Raw genomic sequence first — 19,577 nt, forward strand, 5'->3', positions numbered from 1 at the left:
TCAAGACGTTCTCCTGCGCCGGATAACCGCCGAGTCAGGCGGCCCAGCTCGAGCCGACACTCATCCAATCGACTCGGCGCTGCATTGACCCCCTCTACAGCAGCTCGAATCGTTGCGTCTGCACGGTTTTCGAATCCAGGCCGATCTGCACTTCGAATTCACCCGCCTCGGTTACGTGGTGCAACTGTGCGTTGAAAAATTTCAGGTCATCTTCATCGATGCTGAAACGCACCTGGGTGTGCTCGCCGGCCTTGAGGGTTACTTTGCGGAAGCGCTTCAATTCCTTGACTGGACGCACCACGGAAGCCGCCACGTCGCGGATATATAGCTGCACCACAGTCGCGCCATCACGTGGCCCGGTATTTTTCAGGGTCAGGCTGACGTCGAGGCTGCCGTCACGCGCCAGGCTGTGGCTCGAAAGCTGCACCTCGGACAGGCTGAAGTCGGTGTAACTCAAACCATAGCCGAATGGATACAGCGGCCCGTTGGCTTCCTCGAAGTACTGCGAGGTGTAGTTGCCAGGCTGCCCCTCGACATACGGACGACCGAGGCGCAAATGGTTGTAGTAGGTCGGAATCTGCCCGACCGAGCGCGGGAAGGTGATGGGCAGCTTGCCGGACGGGTTGTAGTCGCCGAACAGGACATCGGCAATTGCATTGCCGCCCTCGGTGCCGCTGAACCAGGTTTCCAGGATCGCGTCGGCGTTGGCCTGCTCCCAGTTGAGTGCCAGCGGCCTGCCGTTCATCAACACCAGCACCAGCGGTTTGCCGGTCTTCTTTAGCGCGCGCAGCAACGCCTGCTGGCTGGGGGGAATGTCCAGGCGCGTGCGGCTCGACGATTCGTGTGACATCCCGCGCGCCTCGCCAACCGCAGCGACTATGACATCGGCCTGTTCGGCGGCCTTCAGCGCTTCGGCGAGCAACTCGGCCGGCGGGCGCGGGTCCAACACGACCACCGGCTTGTCCTCTTTGAGAAAGTTCAGGTAGTCGATGATGTGCTGATCATCGGTGAGGTTCGCCCCCAGGGCATAAATCACCTGCGCCGGGTCGCCCAGCGCCGCGTTCAGGCCCTGGCGCAGCGTTACCGACTGCGCGGCAACTCCGGCTGCCGACCAGCTACCCAGCATGTCGATGGGCGAATCCGCCAGCGGCCCGACCAGGGCAATGGTGGCGGTTTTTTTCAGCGGCAGGGTCTGCTGGCGATTCTCCAGCAACACCATCGACTGGCGCGCCACAGCCCTGGTTTCGGCGCGGTGCAGGCGGCTTTCGGCGCTGACCTCGGCTGGGTCTTCGGCGGCGATGCCGATGCGCCGGTAGGGATCATGGAACAAGCCCATGTCGTATTTGGCGCCGAGCACTTCACGCACGGCATTGTCAATTTCCTGCACCTTGACCTCGCCCGAACGCACCAGGGCGGGCAGCTCCTGGCGATACAACGAGTCGGCCATGCTCATGTCGATGCCCGCCTTGATCGCTAGTTTGGCGGCCTCGCGACCATCCCTGGCAATCCCGTGGCTGACCAGCTCGCTGATCGCGCCGTGGTCGCTGATCGTGACCCCGCGGAAGCCCCAGTCACTGCGCAGCAGATCCTGCATCAGCCAGGTATTGGCGGTGGCCGGCACGCCATTGATCGAGTTCAGGGCGACCATCACCCCGCCAGCACCAGCGTCGATGGCGGCACGATAAGGCGGCAAGTAGTCCTGGTACATGCGCATCGGGCTCATATCCACCACGTTGTAATCGCGCCCGCCCTCGACCGCGCCATACAGGGCGAAATGCTTGACGCTGGCCATCACACTGTCGGCGGCGCTGGGCGTTGCCCCTTGCAAGGCCTTGACCATGGTCCGGGCGATCTGCGACACCAGATAGGGATCTTCGCCAAAGCCTTCCGAGGTGCGGCCCCAGCGCGGGTCGCGGGTGATATCGACCATCGGCGCGAAGACCATGTCGAGGCCGTCGGCGCTGGCCTCGATGGCGGATATGCGACCGCTCAGGGTAATCGCCTGCAGATCCCAACTCGACGCCAGGGCCAGGCTGATTGGGAAAATAGTGCGGTGGCCGTGGATCACGTCGTAGGCGAAGAACAGCGGAATCTTCAGCCGGCTGTTCTGCACGGCGGCGTCCTGCATCGGCCGATTGTCGCGGCGTGTCACTGTATTGAAGGTACCGCCGATATGGCCGGCGGCGATCTCCTCGAGGATGCGCGGGCGCGGCATATCCCCGCCGATGCTGATCAAGCGCAATTGCCCGACCTTTTCCTCGAGCGTCATCTGCGTGATCAGGTCGGCGATAAAGGCCTGTTTGTTATCCAGCAGGACGGGGGACGTGGCGGCCAGAGCCGCGTGACTGGCAAAACTGGCTAATAGGCCAAGCAGGTACAGCCTGATCATTCGATGGTATTCCTGAGTAACGCAGTACTTGAAAGCCGCGAGGGTGCATTGGTTGGACTGTGCGATAGAAGCGTAACTGCGCCTGACGTTTGGCCCGCCCAGCGCCGGTTATGATCCGCGCAGGGTGCGCCGTGTGCACCAGCCAATCACCGGCAATGCGTGCATGCCTGACCGGCCAGCGGCTTCCCCGGGCAACAGCCGGTCAACGCTAGGCTCCGGCTACAGCCAGGCATTATGGGTCACAACCAGCGGCGAACTCTGGATTTATAGCGATCGAATTCAGCGCCGAACAGTGCCTCAAGCGCACGCTCCTCCGCGGTGATCTGCCAGCGGTTCATATAGAGGACGAACCCCAACACCCCAACCAGAGCCCAGGGCGCTGCAAGAAACACCGCCCAGGCAGCGAGAAACAGGGCAAAGCCAAGGTACATCGGGTTGCGCGAAACCTGATAGATCCCCGAACTCACTAGCGACGATGCCGTTTCCGGCTTCAGCGGATTGACCGTGGTCTTGGCCCGGCGGAAAGACATCACTCCAGCCAGACAGAAGAAAGCGCCAAGTAACAGCACGGCCGCTGTGGAGGCTATGCGCACCGCGTCGCTCATATCAACGCTCGGCAGCACAGAGGCAAGCGCCCACATAAACAGCGCGAACAGCGCCGCGACCAGTGGCGGTGGCATCTTGTTTTCTAGTGCTTGCATCGGCTGTCCTTGTGACGGCGTTCAGGGTGCCGGGCAGGGTGCCCGACTGGTTCATTAATAGTGGGGCAGGCCACTGCTCCAGAGCGTGTCGCGCTACTTTAAACTGAGCGGCCCGCAAATACTTGGCCGTGGTCGGAGTGGGCGCGCCACCCCCATCGACCCAAGACGTCGCAATCGGTGGACAAGCAAAGCGTTATCCGCCCTGCCTGGCCCCCCAGTTCGCGTAGGGTGGCAAACCGCGAAGCGTTTTCCACCAATGGGTATCCAGGCTACTTTGGGTGATCAAGCGCCAGTTCGGCTACACCAAGGTGCGCTTTCGCAACTTGGTGAAAAACACCGCCCAGCAGGTCACGCTGTTTGCGTTGTCGCACCTGTAGATGGTGCACAAACAGTAATCATTGCAGGAGAGGTGCGCGGGTAATGCGGGGAATGTGGCCTGCAAAGTGCCCCTCACAGGGCAAAAATATGCATTTGAAGGTGAAAAATGGCCTGGTTTTCGATTGCGACGATATTTTTTCGAGTCGATATTATCGCGGACTTCATTGAGTGAGCTGCATCTGACTTCCATGTGGGCGTACTCCGATTTTGACTTTGACCCTAACGACTAAGCTAAGGGGCTGGTTTTTTGCCAGTTCCAGTGAGTGAAACGAACGACTTGATGGACTTTCCTTGCACCACACTTGCCGATACCGAGTCGTCCGGGAGATCGCTGGGAGAGTTGTTACGCACCGGCGGATATTCAGGTCAGTGAAGCCGGAATTTATGGAGCGCTTAGTGCGCCAGTTAAAGCTGGCGGAGGATAGTCGATGAAAGTTCGATACTGATAAGAAATGGCGAATCAACCAGACCCCGAGTCATGCATGTTGCACCGTGAGGTGCAGGGTGAAGCGTTGACAGGGGAAACCGATGGGCCAGCCATTGAGCCGCGTAATCACAAGTTCGGGATGCCGATGCTGTTAAGCGAAGCAGAAGGCAACAGGGAGCATGGCGTTTTACGCCAGTCATGCTCTGATCCCGCGCGGTCGGAGACCCTGTGCACGTCGGGAAGTCCTTCGCACAGAAACTGGGAGATCTCAGCGGCGCCCGGTGCGCAAGCACCGGGCGGAGCACCCCCGGTGTCAGGCTAGTTGTCGCCTCGGCTGATTTATCAAAACGATAGATCGGGGGCGTCAAAGAGAGCTGATATGTCGAGTTATTCACCTGAGCGTAAAGCTGCCCTGCTGAACAAATTACTCCCGCCACAAAACATGTCTGTGGCGGCGTTGTCGCGCCAAGAAGGTATCCCCGAAGCGACGCTGTATGCTTGGCGAACCAAGCTCAAAGCAGGAGGTGCGGTGGTGCCTGGAGACAAGAAACAAACCGATAATTGGCCGGCTGAAGCCAAGTTTGCAGCGGTGCTGCACGCGGCGTCCTTGAGTGAGATTGAGCTCAGTGAGTACTGCCGCAGCAAGGGTTTGTACCCTGAGCAAATCAGCGCATGGCGCCAAGCGTGCATCAGCGGCCAGCAGTCGGCCCAGGCTCAGCGTCAAGCCGAGCGCGAACAAGCGCGTGCCGACAAGAAGCGCATCGCAGAGCTAGAGCGCGAACTGCGGCGCAAGGACAAGGCGCTGGCAGAGACCGCCGCCATCTTGGTGCTACGAAAAAAGATGAATGCCTTCTGGGGAAACGACAGCGAGGACGTCTGACCTCGTTGCCAGAACGGCAACAACTCGTTGAGCGTTTTAACCATGCGGTGGTTTCGGGTGCGCGCAAGGCGGTTGCCTGCGCTGAGATCGGGCTGTCGCTACGCAGCCTGCAACGCTGGGCGTCTACGCCGGTGGTGCAGGCTGACGTGCGCACCACCACGCTACGCCCACGACCGTTGAACGCCCTGAGTGAGTGCGAGCGCAGCGCGATCTTGGCTGCCTGCAACAGCCCGGAATTCGCCAGCCTGCCGCCCAGCCAGGTCGTGCCAAGGTTGGCCGATCAAGGCCGCTACCTGGCCTCGGAGGCGACCTTTTATCGCGTCCTTAAAGCCGCCGATCAGCAGCATCGACGTGGCCGCAGTCATACACCGCACAAGCATGCCGCGCCGACCACGCACAACGCTACGAAGGCCAACCAGGTCTGGTCGTGGGACATCACCTACCTGGCTTCAAAGGTGCGCGGGAAGTATTACTACCTGTATTTGATCGAGGATATCTACAGCCGCAAGGGCGTGGGCTGGGAAGTCTACGAACAAGAAAGCGGCGAACTGGCGGCCGAACTGATGCAGCGCACCGTACTGACTGAGCGCTGCGCCGGCCCTTGGTGTTGCACTCGGATAACGGCGCACCGATGAAATCAGTGACGCTGCTGAGCAAACTGTACGACCTGGGCATTACGCCGTCGCGCGGGAGACCACGGGTGAGCAACGACAACCCCTACTCAGAATCGCTGTTTAGAACCCTGAAATACTGCCCGCAATGGCCGCAGGATGGCTTTGCCGATTTGGATGCAGCACGCAGCTGGGTGCGCGACTTTATCCGCTGGTACAACCACGAACACCGGCATAGCCGCATCCGCTTCGTGACCCCGGCGCAGCGGCATCGCGGCGAGGATCAAGAGGTGCTGGCCAAGCGTCATGCGCTTTACCAGCATGCTCGCAATCAACACCCGCATCGCTGGTCGGGCGCGACTCGAAATTGGCAACCTATCGGCGCTGTCACACTCAATCCAGACAGAGAGCAACCGGCACTGAAAATAGCAGCTTAAAAACACGGCTGACGCGACAACTACCTTGCAAAACGCCGAGCAGGAAAGGCCAAAAGCCATAACCCTGCTGTTCACGTCGCTGAGAAGTCGGATACGTCCGTAGTACCTGAGAAGCCATCGAACAAAGGGCCTGGCCCTGCGGAGATAGTGGAGGAAAGGGACGTAGCCAAGGGAAACACCGAGAAGAACCCCGTGCCCCGGACACTGAGCCGGATCAGTTGCACGTCGATGGGACTTGAAGGTGTACGTGAAGCAGCCCGAAGGAACAAGGGCATGCAGTTCACGGCATTGCTGCACCACATCACACCGCAGTTATTGGAGCAGAGCTTTTATGCCCTGCGCCGCGATGCAGCGGTGGGCGTGGACGGCATGTCGTGGCGAGAGTATGAGGAAGGTCTTCTCCAGCGGGTAACCGATTTGCACGCAAAGCTCCACAGCGGAGCCTATCGGGCAACGCCATCGCGGCGGGTCTACATTCCCAAAGCCGATGGCAGGCAGCGCCCGTTGGGTATTGCCTCTTTGGAGGACAAGATCGTACAGCAGGCGGTTGTTACCGTTCTGAATGCGATCTATGAAGAGGACTTCCTGGGCTTCACGCACTGTTGTAGTACCAACAGAAGCGGTGGTTTTCAAATACTGCGACTGACGGTCAAGAAGCGAATGCGTGCGACGCTGCTGGCTATTCGGGATGAGCTGAAACGTCGACGCCACGAGTCTGTTCACGTCGTGGGTCAGTGGCTTACCCGGGTGGTCAGGGGCTACTTCAACTACCACGCGGTGCCGGGGAACCTGATACGTCTTGGCGGTTTTCGTTCGGCGGTTTGCCGTCTATGGCGGCAAGCCCTCATACGTCGCAGCCAGCGCAATAGGCTCCAATGGTCACGCTACGGACGCCTCGCCGACCTCTACATACCTAAACCTAGAAATGCACATCCGTACCCTGAGGATCGCTTCGCGTCACATACCCGAGGCAGGAGCCGTATGCGGTAGTTCCGCACGTACGGATCTGTGCGGGGGGCGGCAGGTAACTGCCGTCCCTACCGCGACCTACCTAGTGCTGGCCAAATTGCGGCACTCTGCTCGCGATGACGTCATAAAAAACGGGCACCCTAAAGCTCAAGTAAGTGCCATTCCGGCATAGGCTTGGCGGCGGCAAGAACTGAGTGCAACACCTGACCTTTCCGGTACGGTGCTGCCCCTATGTCTTATTCCGAACTCAGCGTTGAAGAGCGCGCCACCATTCAAATCGGTCGTGCCCAAGGCTTCAGCCTGCGCAAGATTGCCTGCTTGATCACCCGATCCCCTTCGACCATCAGCCGTGAGCTGCGCCGCAATCGAGATGCCTGTGGCGGCTACTCGGCCCGCTTGGCCCAGCAGCAGATGCAGGACCGCCGTCAGGTTTGTCGACCGATGCGAAAACTGTTGCCGGGTAGCGAGCGCTTCGGGCGTTGGTGGCCCATATGCTGCGTGGGCGTTTGTCTCCAGAGCAGATTGCCGGCAAGCTGCGCAGCATGAACACTCCCAGCCTCAGAGATGCCTACGTCTGTCGCGAGACGATCTATAACGCGATCTATGCCTTGCCGGTCGGCGAGCTGCGTAAGGAGCTGATCATCTGCCTGCGCCAAAGCAAGACGACGCGCAGACCGCGTTCTGGCGGCGTGGATCGGCGCGGACAGATCCCCGAGATGGTCAGCATTCATGTGCGCCCGCCGGAGATCGAAGACCGGCTGATGCCGGGGCATTGGGAAGGCGACCTGATCAAGGGTAAGGCCAACGCCTCGTCTGTAGGCACGTTGGTGGAGCGCACCAGTGGCTACCTGATGCTGGTGAAGATGAATGACGCGACGGCAACCTCGGCGATGGAGGGCTTCAGTGCAGCGCTCAATGGCATGCCGTTGGCGATGCGCAAGAGCATGACCTACGACCAGGGCCGAGAAATGGCGCGGCATGCTGAAATCACCCAGCAGACCGGGGTGGCAATTTACTTCTGCGACCCGCACAGCCCCTGGCAGCGCGGCAGCAACGAAAACATCAACGGCCTGATCCGTCAGTACCTGCCCAAAGGAACGGACTTGTCGGTGCATAGCCAGGAAACGTTGGATGCCATTGCCTTGCAAATGAATATGCGTCCCCGTAAACGCTTCGACTTTAAATGCCCGATCGAAGTTATTGGGGAAGTAATGCAAAAGGCCATGACAATGCAGCATGATGCTCCAGCCTCAATTCAATAACCGTGTTGCACTCAGCTCCTGCAACCGCCCTTTTCTTTGGTTCTGTAGTCGCCTTCGTTTCTTTTTGATTTTGCAATCTGATGCCTGCCCAAGACGAAAATTACGCGCTCTTCAATAGATTATTTACGTAATCTCGTAGGCGTTCGAAATTCAGCAAAGCCCAGAAGTTGAGGCCTATCATAAAGCCAATAAATGAAAATAATTGGAAAGTCACAGCAAAGCTAACCGTGCCCCCCCCTCCTGTCATTGGCCATATTAAGAACATAGGGATGTCGGCTATCAGCGCCCCACCCAAAGTTAATGTAAAAATATTAACGCGCTTCTTTTTCGAAAGCAGCTGATAAAAGCGGAAGCCGATAAAGAATTCATAGATATACACAACGGGAAGGCCAACTAACACGATGCCGAAAAATAAACCTATAAAGGGCAGGAGCCCGTCTTGCATATTAAAGCCAGGGAGGTCGGCAAAAAATGCATAGAAAGAGAATGCAAACGGCATTATCAGTGGCGCAAATCCCAGGGCTCTAGTTTCGTTTTTCATAATTTACTCGCTATACGCATTCAGTCGGCGTTAAGGCTGTTAATTAACATAGGTTTACAAACGATTTACAAAAGCGGACGCCATGGTACCTGAACTGGCCTTCTAGGGGGGAAGCGAACAGTCACCAGGAAAGGGCTAGAACGGGTCAACGTCTAACTAGTTGTAATTATTGAATATTTCGTATATTTCTCGTTAGGTTTCAGAGTTTTACTTGAGTGTTTTGGTCAGTTTTATGGTTAGGGATCCTCTGAAGTAGCCATGCATTTCTGGCCGACTTCAGCCCCCGCTGATTTTGAAAGCGGCAAATCGATCAAAAACGATCAGATCACCCGCTCATTTCGGTGTTTCTAGCCGCCGCGAGCACCTCGCGGCGGCTATTGCCCATATTACGGGCGCACCTCTCCTGCATTTGTCAGTAAATGCCTGCGCGCCATCCACAGATTTGACAGCGCGAATAGCGTCACCAGTTGTGCCGTGTTCTTGGCCAGGCCACGGAAGCGCGTCTTCACATAACCGAACTGGCGCTTGATCACCCGGAACGGATGTTCGACCTTGGCGCGCACCTGAGCCTTGGCCTTCTCGATCTTGCGCTTGGCTTTGTACAGCACGCTGCGCTTATCGAGCTTCTTGTAGGTGCTGCGACGTGCTGCAACCTGCCAGATCACTTGACGGCCTTCATGCTCGGGGCGCTTCTCGACACCGGTATAGCCGGCATCGGCCCCGACCATGTTTTCATCGCCGTGCAGCAGCTTATCGACCTGGGTGACATCCGCCACATTGGCTGCCGTGCCCACCACGCTGTGCACCAAGCCCGACTCGTCATCCACGCCGATGTGGGCCTTCATGCCGAAGTAGTACTGCTGGCCTTTCTTGGTCTGGTGCATTTCCGGGTCGCGTTTACCTTCTTTGTTCTTGGTCGAGCTGGGCGCATTGATCAGCGTGGCATCGACGATGGTGCCCTGGCGCAGTGACAGACCTCGGTCGCCCAGGTAGCCATTGATCACAGCGAGGATGCCAGCAGCCAGTTCGTGTTTCTCCAACAGCCGACGGAAGTTGAGGATGGTGGTTTCGTCAGGGATACGCTCAAGGCTCAACCCCGAGAACTGGCGCAGAATGGTCGTCTCGTACAGCGCCTCTTCCATCGCCGGATCGCTGTAACCGAACCAGTTTTGCATCAGATGTACCCGCAACATCGCCATCAGCGGGTAGGACGGACGACCGCCTTCACCCTTGGGGTAATGCGGCTCGATCAGGGCAATCAAACCCTTCCACGGCACCACCCGATCCATCTCGATCAGGAACAACTCTCTGCGGGTCTGCTTGCGCTTGCCAGCGTACTCGGCGTCGGCGAAGGTCATCTGCTTCATCGGAAAACTCGGCGGGTGGTGTCCGGCTATTTTGCCAAAATCGGGAAGTCTTTTTCAGAGTTTCCTTAGCGCGGCCAAGCCCATAGCCTATATCTCAAGAGGTCGAATCGCTCCTTGGTTGGTAGGCGCCAATGGCTGTCGGCTGTGGCCGCTGGCTGCCTGGTGCGACTGATTATTTCTGGTCGATTGCCGGACTCACAATCGAGTTGTTTGAGGATCTTGCATCCAGACTTGGCGATTTTCGCCATGAAGCCCCCTGAAAGGCTCCGTAGGCAACGATTTACCCTGGGGTTCGGGCGCCTGTGTCTAGGGTTCTCTCTGCGAGGTCTCACGTCGTTACGGTGACATTCGCCGCCAGAACCAAGGACCCACGAGCCTTCGCATCAGCAGCGCTCGATTGCGCATCCAGAATGCTCAGGAGTGGAGTCAGTTGCTCAACGGGGGGCTTGTTGGATCGTAACCGCTCCATAAACCCCGCCTTCAAATAATCCGAACTCCGGCCGATGCTGTACTCCTGGTTTCTTTCTGGAGTCAGTTGCCATGATGCGTCCCGACGCCAATGTCGAAAAAGTGTAGCTCTCGACGGTGTAAGGGCGTTGTACACCAATGCAATTTCTGGCGCCCGGCGCCGCTGAGCAGCGCGTACCTTTGATGTGTTTTAGCACTTCAGCGGCTGCTCTGATGGTTGTTTTCCTGGACGCACGCAGAGCTTGCCTGGGCTGAATTGCTCAGTCTGGAGCGATCAGTGCGGCAAACCTTTGCCTTACCGTTGGTTGTTTGGGGGTGGGCTCGCGTGCGCTGCGTAATGCCTGGCCGGCCATTTGTGTATGTATTGGCGATGTCCCAGTTCCCTGCGCATGGGGCTATCCGTCTCTCTACCGGAGCGGATTTATCCGCGACTTCCTCGGCTCAAACCGCTGCCACAACGAGACGCCGGCGCCAACAGCGCGCGCAAAAGCTAATGGCTACTCAGTCGGTTTATTCGCCGTGAGCGGTGTTCGCCGTCCTTGATCGAGGTCAAGCTCGGGTAGGCTGTTCTCGGGTAACTTTCACTGCATATTGTGGTTACAGATAAATAAATATCTATATGTAGTGTCAGGAGGCGACATGCTCAGCCCGGTTAAAGCCCTTCATCCTCAGCAGTTATGCAAGCGCGATGGCAGCATTGCGGCGTTCGATCTCGGTAAGATTCGTCAGGCGATCATCGCGGCGGGCGAGGCCAGTGGCGAGTTCGATGAGGCGCTGGCGGGGGAGTTGGCCGAGGCGGTGCTGATGCGCCTGCAGGACTCGCCCAGTATCGATGTCGAACAGGTGCAGGACCGCGTCGAGCGGGTGCTGATGGAGGCCGGTTTCTACCAGACCGCACGCGCTTATATCGTCTACCGCGAGCGCCATGGCCGGTTGCGCCGTGATCGTAAGTCGCTGGTCGATGTGGCCGCGTCGATGAATGAGTACCTGTCGCGCGAGGACTGGCGGGTGCGGGCCAACGCCAACCAGGGCTATTCCCTCGGCGGCTTGATTCTCAATGTGTCGGGCAAGGTCACTGCCAACTACTGGCTGGACGAGGTGTACAGCGAGACCATCGGTCTGGCGCATCGTGAGGCCGATTTGCATGTACATGATCTGGACATGCTCGCCGGCTACTGCGCCGGCTGGTCGCTGCGCAGCCTGCTCAACGAGGGTTTCAACGGCATTCCCGGACGGGTTGAAGCGGGGCCGCCCAAGCACCTGTCCAGTGCCCTGGGGCAGATGGTCAACTTCCTGGGTACCTTGCAGAATGAGTGGGCCGGGGCCCAGGCGTTTAGCTCGTTCGATACCTACCTGGCGGCCTATGTGCGCAATGACAACCTGGGTTTCGCCGAGGTGCGCCAGGCCATCCAGGAGTTCATCTACAACCTCAATGTGCCGTCGCGCTGGGGCACCCAGACGCCGTTTACCAACCTGACCTTCGACTGGGTCTGTCCGGAAGACCTGCGCGAGCAGATCCCCTATATCGGCGGGGTGGAAATGCCCTTCGCCTATGGCGACTTGCAGGCCGAGATGGAGTTGATCAATCGCGCCTATATCGAGGTGATGCAGGCCGGCGACGCCATGGGCCGGGTGTTCACCTTCCCGATCCCGACCTACAACATCACCCATGATTTTCCCTGGGACAGCGAGAACGCCGACCGCCTGTTCGAGATGACTGCACGCTACGGCCTGCCGTACTTCCAGAACTTCCTCAATTCCGACATGCAGCCCAATCAGGTGCGCTCGATGTGCTGCCGCCTGCAACTGGACGTGCGCGAACTGCTCAAGCGCGGTGGTGGCTTGTTCGGCTCGGCCGAGCAGACCGGCTCGCTGGGGGTGGTGACGATCAACTGCGCGCGCCTGGGTTATCTATTCAAGGGCGACACCCAGGGCCTGCTCAAGCGCCTCGATCAGCTGATGGAACTGGCGATGGAGAGCCTGGAGGTCAAGCGCAAGGTGATCCAGCATCACATGGACGCCGGTCTCTATCCCTATACCAAGCGTTACTTGGGCACCCTGCGGAATCACTTCTCGACCATCGGCCTGAATGGCATGCACGAGATGCTGCGCAACTTCAGCGGTGACCAGGAAGGCATGCATACGCCCAAGGGCCGCGAATTCGCCTTGCTCTTGCTCGATCATGTGCGGGCCACCCTGGTGCGCTTCCAAGAGGAAACCGGGCAAATGTACAACCTTGAGGCGACCCCGGCCGAGGGCACCACCTATCGTTTCGCCAAGGAAGACCGCAAGCGCTACCCGGACATTCTCCAGGCCGGCAGCGCCGAGGCGCCGTACTACACCAACTCCTCGCAATTGCCGGTGGGCTTCACCGACGACCCTTTCGAGGCGCTGGAACTGCAGGACGAACTGCAGTGCAAGTACACCGGCGGCACCGTGCTGCACCTGTACATGGCCGAGCGGATCTCCTCGATCCAGGCCTGCAAACAACTGGTGCGCAACGCCCTGGGGCGTTTCCGCCTGCCGTACCTGACGATCACCCCGACCTTCTCGATCTGTCCGGTGCACGGCTACCTGGATGGCGAACATGAGTTCTGCCCGAAATGCGACGAGGCGTTGCTGCACAAGCAAACCCGGCAGGACGGCGCCGAGAAGGTCAGTGGCTGACTCGTCATTGCCGGCCTAACGGCCGGGTGGTGGGTTACGCGGCGCCCGACTTAGTCGCTAGCTCGTTCCTCGGTGTCCGGCGCCGCTAACCCACCCTACGGAATAGCACCACCTACGCCGCGCCCACTGGAGCGGCGTTGATCAGCCAAGAGTTGATTTCCCGTTTTCCCCACAGCAAGGAGCGACACCATGCACAGCACCCAGCAACTCCCCGAAGCACAACGCCAGCGCTGCGAAGTCTGGACCCGGGTGATGGGCTATCACCGCCCGGTCACCGCCTTCAACCCGGGCAAGCAGTCCGAACACCGCGAACGCCAGCACTTCACCGAAGCGGCGGCGCGAGTAAGCGCTGCGTGAGCAGGTCGCTACGGGTTGGGGGCCTAGTGCCCCTGACCACCCTCGACTATCCGGGGCTGCTGGCTTGTGTGCTGTTCTGTCAGGGCTGCGCCTGGCGCTGTCGCTATTGCCACAATCCGGATCTGATCCCGGCCCGCGGCGAGCAGGAAATTCCCTGGTGGCAGGTACTGGACTTCCTCCAGCGCCGTCAGGGCTTGTTGCAGGCCGTGGTGTTCAGTGGCGGTGAGGCGACCCTGCAAGGCGGCCTGGTGCCGGCGATGGAGCAGGTGCGGCAGATGGGTTTTCGCGTTGGCCTGCACAGTGCCGGCATCAAGCCCTGGGCGTTCTCATGGGCAGTCAAGGCGGCGGACTGGGTTGGTTTCGACATCAAGGCCCTTGCCGAGGATACCGAGCTAATCACCGGCGTCAGCGGCAGCGGCAAGGCCAACTGGCGCAGCCTGGAACACCTGCTGGCCAGCGGCGTCGACTACGAGTGCCGAACCACTGTGCACTGGCATCTATTGGACGTCGAACGCCTGTGGCGCATCGGCCAGCGTCTGCGTGCCTTCGGCGTCGAGCGCTTTGCCGTACAGATAGTGCGCAGCGCACGCATGCTCGATCCAGACCTGCCTATGACAGCGACGCCGAACGAGGCGGGCGAATTGTGGCAGCGCCTAGAGCAACTGTTCCCGCATTTCGAGCTGCGTGATCATTAATTGGTCAGCCGACAGTTGTAGCGCTCTGCGGTAGGTTGCGGCCGGGGCGCGTAAGCCCAGCGCCCGTCTAAAGTTGGCCTCCGGGTTTGCCGGTTTTTGCCCCGCTGGGTTTCGCGCAGCTATGCCTGTGCGGCCTTGAGGGTCCGAGTGCCTGATCAGTTGCGCCCAACCCGGCAGATGGAGCAGGCTGATCATCGCGGGTGGGTTACGTGGCGGGCAAACTCTGCGTTTGCTTGTAGACGCCTGCTCTGCGTTACTAACCCAGCCTACACGAGCAGCAGCTGGAACCGAGTGTGCGTGAGAATTGACCCTCGTCAGGTGCTGCGCCTGCGCCGCGCCATACAATGTCGGCATATTGCCGGCTACCCACGCGGGCAGGGCGGGCGCTGCGCTAGTCGCAGTCGCGGTCTTCCTATTCATGCTACGAGGTGGTCGAACATGGACCAATCGCTGAACTTCAATCGCGCGCTGGTCGAGAAGTATGATCGCCCGGGGCCGCGCTATACCTCTTATCCCACCGCGCCGCAGTTCCATCAGGCGTTTGCCATGGACGATTATCAGAACGCCGTTGCCGCCAGCAATCAGGCGATCGCGCCCAAACCGTTGTCGCTGTATATCCACATCCCGTTTTGCCAGAGCCTGTGCTACTACTGCGCCTGCAACAAGATCATCACCAAGAAGACCCACCGTGCGGTGGAGTACCTGACCTATCTCAAGCGCGAAATCGCCATGCAGGCGGACTTGTTCGACCGCACGCGCAAGCTGACCCAATTGCACCTTGGCGGTGGTACGCCGACCTACCTGACCAGCGAGCAACTGGCCGACCTGATGGCCACCTTGCACCAGGCGTTCAACATGGATGACAGCGACGACCACGAGTTCTCCATCGAGGTCGACCCGCGCACCATCAGCACCGAACAGATCCAACATTTGCGTGCGCTCGGCTTCAATCGGCTGAGCTTCGGCGTGCAGGACTTCGATGCGGATGTACAGGCGGCGGTCAACCGCGTGCAGAGCGAGGAGCAGGTCTATGCACTGGTCGCCGCCGCGCGCGAGGCGCAGTTCAAGTCGGTCAGCGTCGACCTGATCTACGGCCTGCCGCTGCAGACGGTGGCCAGCTTCGACGTCACCCTGAGCAAGATCATCGCCCTGCGCCCGGATCGTATCGCCGCCTACAGCTATGCCCACCTGCCGCAAATGGTGCGCGCGCAACGCCTGATCCGCCGCGAAGACATGCCGCCGCCGGAGCGCAAGCTGGAGCTGCTGGAGCTGACCATCAAGCGCCTGACCGACGCCGGCTACGTGTATATCGGCATGGACCATTTCGCCCTGCCGGATGACGAGTTGGCCCTGGCGCGCGCCAATGGCACCTTGCAGCGTAATTTCCAGGGGTATTCCACTCATGCCGACTGCGACCTGATCGGCCTCGGCGTGTCTTCGATCGGTAATGTCGGCGACAGCTACAGCCAGAGCGTCAAGGAACTCTCGCAGTACTACGCGCGTCTCGATCAGGGCCTGCTGCCGGTGCATCGCGGCTACAGCCTGAACGCCGACGACCTGCTGCGCCGCGAGGTGATCAGCGCCCTGATGTGCCATGGCCGAGTCGACTTCGCCACTGTCGAGGCGCGTCACGCTATCGACTTCAAAAACTACTTCGCCGATTCCCTGGCGGCACTCGAGGAGCATGTAACGGATCGTCTGGTCGAAATCCACGACGACGCCCTGGTGCTGCTGCCGCAAGGCCACCTGATGATGCGCAGCGTGGCCATGGCCTTCGACGCCTACCTGGGCGGCGAGCAGAAGGGCCGTTTCTCGCGCACGGTGTAACAGTCAACTTGCTGTGGTCCGGCATGCTGGTGATCTTTGGAGCATTAGATCGCCAGCATGCCGAGCTCTACAACGTTGACCAATCCGGCGCAACGATCATTTGCCGACGGCTCACCAGGATCCCGCGATGAGTTATTCACTCCTGCATGCCGTGCATCTGCTCGCGGCTATTGCCTTTATCGGTACGCTGTTCTTCGAGGTGATCATCCTCGCCAAGGTCAAGCCGCAGCTCGATCCTGGCACGCTGGGCGCACTTGAGCAGGCGCTCGGCCGGCGTACCCGCTCGGTTCTGCACTGGGTGGTGCTGCTGGTTTACGGTGCCGGTTTCGGCCTGGCCTGGCAGCACCGCCAGGCGCTGGCCGATCCCTTCGCCAGCAGTTTCGCAACGTTGTTGAGTCTGAAAATTGTGCTGGCCGTCAGCGTATTTTTCAGCTTCGGCCTGGTCGCCATGCTGCTCAGGTCCGGGCGCATGACTCCGAGCCTCTACCGCAAGTTGCACTGGGCGGTGCTGGCGCAGATGCTCGGCATCGTGCTGTTGGCCAAGGCGATGTTCTATATCCATTGGTGAGCCCCCTGCACAGACGGTGACATCGGTTGCCCCGCGTTTGCGGGGGTGACGAAATTGGACTTGGGCATAGTCACGCTAGGCGGTGATGGATTACTCGCCGATTGGCCGGCAAGCTACGCGGCTGACGCAGAGCGCCCTGATGCTTCCCGCTGTCGTCTAGTGGCTATGCGCGGCCCTGCCGCAATCGAGCTCATGCCGATACCAGGCGCTTGATCCATTCCAGCAGCACCGCGGGTAACAGCTCAGGCTTGGGCAGCAGTGCGTAGTGGCGAGGGCCGAACACCGCCGGCAGGTAGTTCGCGGCCTGGCGGTCGATGGTCAGGCAGAAGGGGGAGATGCCTTGCAGTTTGGCTTCGGTCACGGCTTGGCGCATGTCTTCCACACCATAGCGACCCTCATACTCGTCTACATCGTTCGGCTTGCCGTCGGAGAGCAGCAATAGCAGCCGGTGTTTGGCTGCTTCGCGCATCAGCAAGGTGCTGGCGTGGCGGATGGCGGCGCCCGCCCGGGTATAGCGCTCCGGTTCGAGTGCGGCGATGCGCCGACCAACCTCGTCGCTGTAGCGCTCATCGAATGCTTTGAGCGTGCGTAACGTGACCTGTTGCGGGCCTTCGCCGGAGAACGCCAGTACGCTATAGGGCTCGCCCATGCTCTCCAGCGCCAGACAAACCAGGAGCAGAGCCTCGCGCTCGACATCGATGATCCGTCGCTGCTGGGAGATCCAGCCGTCGGTAGAACCGCTGACGTCGATCAGCAACATGATTGCCATGTCGCGCCGAGTGCAGCGCTGGGTCTGGTACAGCGCCTGCGGCATGCTCAGGCCGGCGCGGGCCTCGGCACAGCCGTCGATATACGCTTCCAGGTCGATATCGTCGCCATCGAGCTGCTTACGCAGCCTGACGCGACTGGCGCGCAGTCGTTCAAATTGCCGGCGGATGGCATCGAGCATCGAACGATGGGTCTCCAGGGTCTGTTCGACCCATTGTTGCGGGCCGTCCTCGGCGGCGCACAGCCGCACGGTCGCGCCTGGGTCGCGGTAGGTCTGGCTGCGGTAATCCCATTCGGGATAACTGATCCCGCTGGCTGCCGAGGCCTCGGCGCTGCGCCGAACCCGCGTTTCTGGCGGCTCATCGGAGAGCAGTATTTCCTTCGGCCGGCCCGGCGCAACCACCAGCCTGGCTTCGTTCAGCTCCGCCAGCGAGTCGGCGAAATCGGCGGCTGGGGTGGCGGTGTCCCGGTCCGTGGGGCGCGACATGCCCATGGGGTCTTCGGCATGTTCCAGCGGCTCGCCGGGCTGCACCATGCTCGGGCCCTGTTCCTGAACGTCATCCTCGCCCGCCTGGGCCTCGCGCACGTTCGGTCGGCGCGGTAGGCGCGCGCTACGCGGCAGGGCATCGGCTGGTTCGGTTTCGGCGCCGGCTGTGTCCGGCAGCTTCAAGGAGGTCGCCGGCAACCGTAGATCGCCGGTCCAGGCGTCGCGCAACAGTGGTTGGGCGCCGAGCCTGCGGGTTTGCTCGGGTGGCATGAGGCGTGTCGCCAGTGCCGCCACCTGTTGCAGCGAGTCGGCCGCTGTCACGGGTATCGGCAGATGCTCCAGAGGCTGGCCGCATTGGTTGCGCAGCAGGGCACGCAGGAAGCGTTCCAGCGGCTGGCGCTGGCTGGAGAAGGCGCGCATGGGCGGGCGATTGGCCAAGGCCTGCTGGCGCAGCGCCTGCAGCGAGGCGGTGAGCCCCGGCAACTGTCGCAGCAGATCGCGATCGGCAGCCCAGGCTTCGAGAAGCAGATAGAGGCTGCGCTGCAGCGGATCGTCGAGGGCATGCAGGTGAGCTGCACTGCCCCGTTGGGCGCGCATCGCCTGTTGCAGGGCGAGGGTTCGGTAGCGCGCCAGGGCGAGTGGGGCATCCTCGCCGTCCAGTTGCCCCGGCAGCCATATATGCACGCCGTCGGTAGCGGGAACGGCGGTTTGCTGGCGGGGTTTTTCGTTACGCTGGAACAGCTTTACCAATAGGGTGGGGGGCAAGGGCGGTTGTGCGACACGCAGTGGGTAGCTGGTGCCGAACATAGCCCTGATCAGCAGATCGATGCGTTGCGCGACATCGGCCAAGGTGACGACTTTCGCCGCGGCCGCGGGGCGGTGGTGGCGCCGCCATAGCGCCTGGGCATACACGGTGGCATGGCGCGCGACATCGGTGATTACATCTTCGGCTTCGGCCATCTAGATGAACGTCAGGTCGACCAGGTCGCGCATGGCACCGATCAGCGCGGCGTCATCGGACAGCGGCGAGATTAGCGCGACCTGGCAGGCGATGGGGGCGGCGATACCGCTGCTGATCAGGCGTGCGCTGGCGATCAGTAGACGCGTGCTGGGGACTTCCGCCAGTCCGCAATCCTGCAGGGCGCGCAGCCGCTGCGCGAGCGAGACCAGGGCGTGCGCGGTGGCGTGGTCGGTTCCGCCTTCGTGCATGACGATGGCTATCTCGCGCTCGGCCGGCGGGAAGTTGAAGTCCAGTGCCACGAAGCGTTGTCGGGTGCTCGGTTTCAAATCCTTGAGCATGCGCTGGTAGCCGGGGTTGTAGGACACCACTAGTTGGAAGTGCGGCGAGGCCTCGAGAATTTCGCCGGTTTTGTCCAGTGGCAAGATGCGCCGATAGTCGGTCAGCGGGTGCAGCACGACAATGGTGTCCTGGCGCGCTTCGACCACCTCGTCCAGGTAACAAATAGCGCCTTCGCGCACCGCCCGGGTCAGTGGGCCTTCCGTCCAATGGGTGCCTTGGTGACCGATCAGGAAGCGCCCAACCAGGTCGCTGGCACTCAGATCGTCATGACAGGATATGGTGATCAGCGGGCGCTTGAGGCGCCAGGCCATGTGCTCGACGAAACGAGTCTTGCCACAACCGGTCGGGCCCTTGAGCATGATCGCTAGTTGCTGTGCATGGCATTGTTCGAAGATCGCCACCTCGTCACCGCAGGGCTGGTAATAGGGCTCTACTTCCAGCCGTGCGGGCTGCGTGCCGGAGCGGCGCGACAACGAAT

12 protein-coding genes and 2 pseudogenes are annotated in these 19,577 nt (G+C 60.5%); 8 read left to right on the forward strand and 6 right to left on the reverse strand.

What is annotated here, in order from left to right:
- Positions 1-94: 94 nt before the first annotated feature.
- Positions 95-2,389 (reverse strand): beta-glucosidase BglX, encoded by a 2,295-nt coding sequence (gene bglX / locus VCJ09_RS11475; protein ID WP_324734415.1) that lies wholly within the window; start codon positions 2,387-2,389, stop codon positions 95-97.
- 239 nt (positions 2,390-2,628) lie between these two features.
- Complete coding sequence (locus VCJ09_RS11480; RefSeq protein ID WP_324734416.1) at positions 2,629-3,090, reverse strand: methyltransferase family protein; 462 nt, start codon at positions 3,088-3,090, stop codon at positions 2,629-2,631.
- Positions 3,091-4,274: 1,184 nt separating this feature from the next.
- On the opposite strand from VCJ09_RS11480, the pseudogene VCJ09_RS11485 reads away from it, so the two are divergent.
- The 3 genes and pseudogenes from VCJ09_RS11485 to VCJ09_RS11495 all read left to right on the forward strand — a co-directional run bounded on the left by VCJ09_RS11485 (position 4,275) and on the right by VCJ09_RS11495 (position 8,054).
- Positions 4,275-5,823: pseudogene (locus tag VCJ09_RS11485) on the forward strand (IS3 family transposase).
- A 273-nt stretch (positions 5,824-6,096) separates the two neighbouring features.
- Complete coding sequence (locus tag VCJ09_RS11490) at positions 6,097-6,813, forward strand: hypothetical protein (protein WP_407693026.1); 717 nt, start codon at positions 6,097-6,099, stop codon at positions 6,811-6,813.
- A 210-nt stretch (positions 6,814-7,023) separates the two neighbouring features.
- Positions 7,024-8,054 (forward strand): annotated as a pseudogene (locus VCJ09_RS11495) (IS30 family transposase).
- Between the two features lie 100 nt (positions 8,055-8,154).
- Here VCJ09_RS11495 and VCJ09_RS11500 read toward each other — a convergent pair.
- Positions 8,155-8,595: a hypothetical protein gene (locus VCJ09_RS11500; protein WP_324734417.1), complete on the reverse strand. Its 441-nt coding sequence runs from the start codon at positions 8,593-8,595 to the stop codon at positions 8,155-8,157.
- A gap of 386 nt (positions 8,596-8,981) precedes the next feature.
- A complete protein-coding gene (locus tag VCJ09_RS11505) occupies positions 8,982-9,962 on the reverse strand; it encodes an IS5 family transposase (protein WP_324733723.1) in 981 nt (326 codons plus the stop codon).
- A 1,107-nt stretch (positions 9,963-11,069) separates the two neighbouring features.
- Between VCJ09_RS11505 and VCJ09_RS11510 the strand changes: the two genes are divergently transcribed.
- From VCJ09_RS11510 to VCJ09_RS11530, 5 genes are all read left to right on the forward strand, one after another.
- Complete coding sequence (locus VCJ09_RS11510; RefSeq protein ID WP_324734418.1) at positions 11,070-13,097, forward strand: ribonucleoside triphosphate reductase; 2,028 nt, start codon at positions 11,070-11,072, stop codon at positions 13,095-13,097.
- A gap of 189 nt (positions 13,098-13,286) precedes the next feature.
- Entirely contained in the window at positions 13,287-13,454 is a 168-nt protein-coding gene (gene nrdD / locus VCJ09_RS11515) for an anaerobic ribonucleoside-triphosphate reductase (RefSeq protein WP_079201935.1), read from the forward strand.
- On the forward strand, positions 13,451-14,149 hold the full coding sequence (locus VCJ09_RS11520) for an anaerobic ribonucleoside-triphosphate reductase activating protein (protein ID WP_324734419.1): 699 nt from the start codon (positions 13,451-13,453) through the stop codon (positions 14,147-14,149). The genes nrdD and VCJ09_RS11520 overlap by 4 nt, the downstream gene beginning before the upstream one ends.
- A 438-nt stretch (positions 14,150-14,587) precedes the next feature.
- Entirely contained in the window at positions 14,588-15,976 is a 1,389-nt protein-coding gene (gene hemN / locus VCJ09_RS11525) for an oxygen-independent coproporphyrinogen III oxidase (RefSeq protein WP_324734420.1), read from the forward strand.
- 127 nt (positions 15,977-16,103) lie between these two features.
- The gene (locus tag VCJ09_RS11530) at positions 16,104-16,544 is read left to right on the forward strand and encodes a CopD family copper resistance protein (RefSeq protein ID WP_324734421.1); all 441 of its coding nucleotides are present in this window, start codon (positions 16,104-16,106) and stop codon (positions 16,542-16,544) included.
- 190 nt (positions 16,545-16,734) lie between these two features.
- Here the strand turns inward: VCJ09_RS11530 and VCJ09_RS11535 are convergent, their stop codons facing one another.
- Complete coding sequence (locus tag VCJ09_RS11535; RefSeq protein ID WP_324734422.1) at positions 16,735-18,759, reverse strand: nitric oxide reductase activation protein NorD; 2,025 nt, start codon at positions 18,757-18,759, stop codon at positions 16,735-16,737.
- Positions 18,760-19,572 carry a CbbQ/NirQ/NorQ/GpvN family protein gene (locus VCJ09_RS11540; protein WP_407693027.1) on the reverse strand — a complete coding sequence of 271 codons (813 nt, stop codon included), beginning with the start codon at positions 19,570-19,572 and terminating at the stop codon, positions 18,760-18,762. It abuts the gene before it with no gap.
- Between the last annotated feature and the right edge of the window lie 5 nt (positions 19,573-19,577).

Origin of the sequence: Pseudomonas paeninsulae (assembly GCF_035621475.1) — a bacterium.
In the GTDB taxonomy this organism is placed as follows: Bacteria; Pseudomonadota; Gammaproteobacteria; order Pseudomonadales; family Pseudomonadaceae; genus Aquipseudomonas; species Aquipseudomonas paeninsulae.

Coding starts and splice junctions, on each gene's coding strand:
- VCJ09_RS11510 (WP_324734418.1), top strand. CDS start 11,070: ATGCTCAGCCCGGTTAAAGCCCTTCATCCTCAGCAGTTATGCAAGCGC.
- VCJ09_RS11535 (WP_324734422.1), bottom strand. CDS start 18,759: ATGGCCGAAGCCGAAGATGTAATCACCGATGTCGCGCGCCATGCCACC.
- hemN (WP_324734420.1), top strand. CDS start 14,588: ATGGACCAATCGCTGAACTTCAATCGCGCGCTGGTCGAGAAGTATGAT.
- VCJ09_RS11500 (WP_324734417.1), bottom strand. CDS start 8,595: ATGAAAAACGAAACTAGAGCCCTGGGATTTGCGCCACTGATAATGCCG.
- nrdD (WP_079201935.1), top strand. CDS start 13,287: ATGCACAGCACCCAGCAACTCCCCGAAGCACAACGCCAGCGCTGCGAA.
- VCJ09_RS11530 (WP_324734421.1), top strand. CDS start 16,104: ATGAGTTATTCACTCCTGCATGCCGTGCATCTGCTCGCGGCTATTGCC.
- bglX (WP_324734415.1), bottom strand. CDS start 2,389: ATGATCAGGCTGTACCTGCTTGGCCTATTAGCCAGTTTTGCCAGTCAC.
- VCJ09_RS11490 (WP_407693026.1), top strand. CDS start 6,097: ATGCAGTTCACGGCATTGCTGCACCACATCACACCGCAGTTATTGGAG.
- VCJ09_RS11505 (WP_324733723.1), bottom strand. CDS start 9,962: ATGAAGCAGATGACCTTCGCCGACGCCGAGTACGCTGGCAAGCGCAAG.
- VCJ09_RS11480 (WP_324734416.1), bottom strand. CDS start 3,090: ATGCAAGCACTAGAAAACAAGATGCCACCGCCACTGGTCGCGGCGCTG.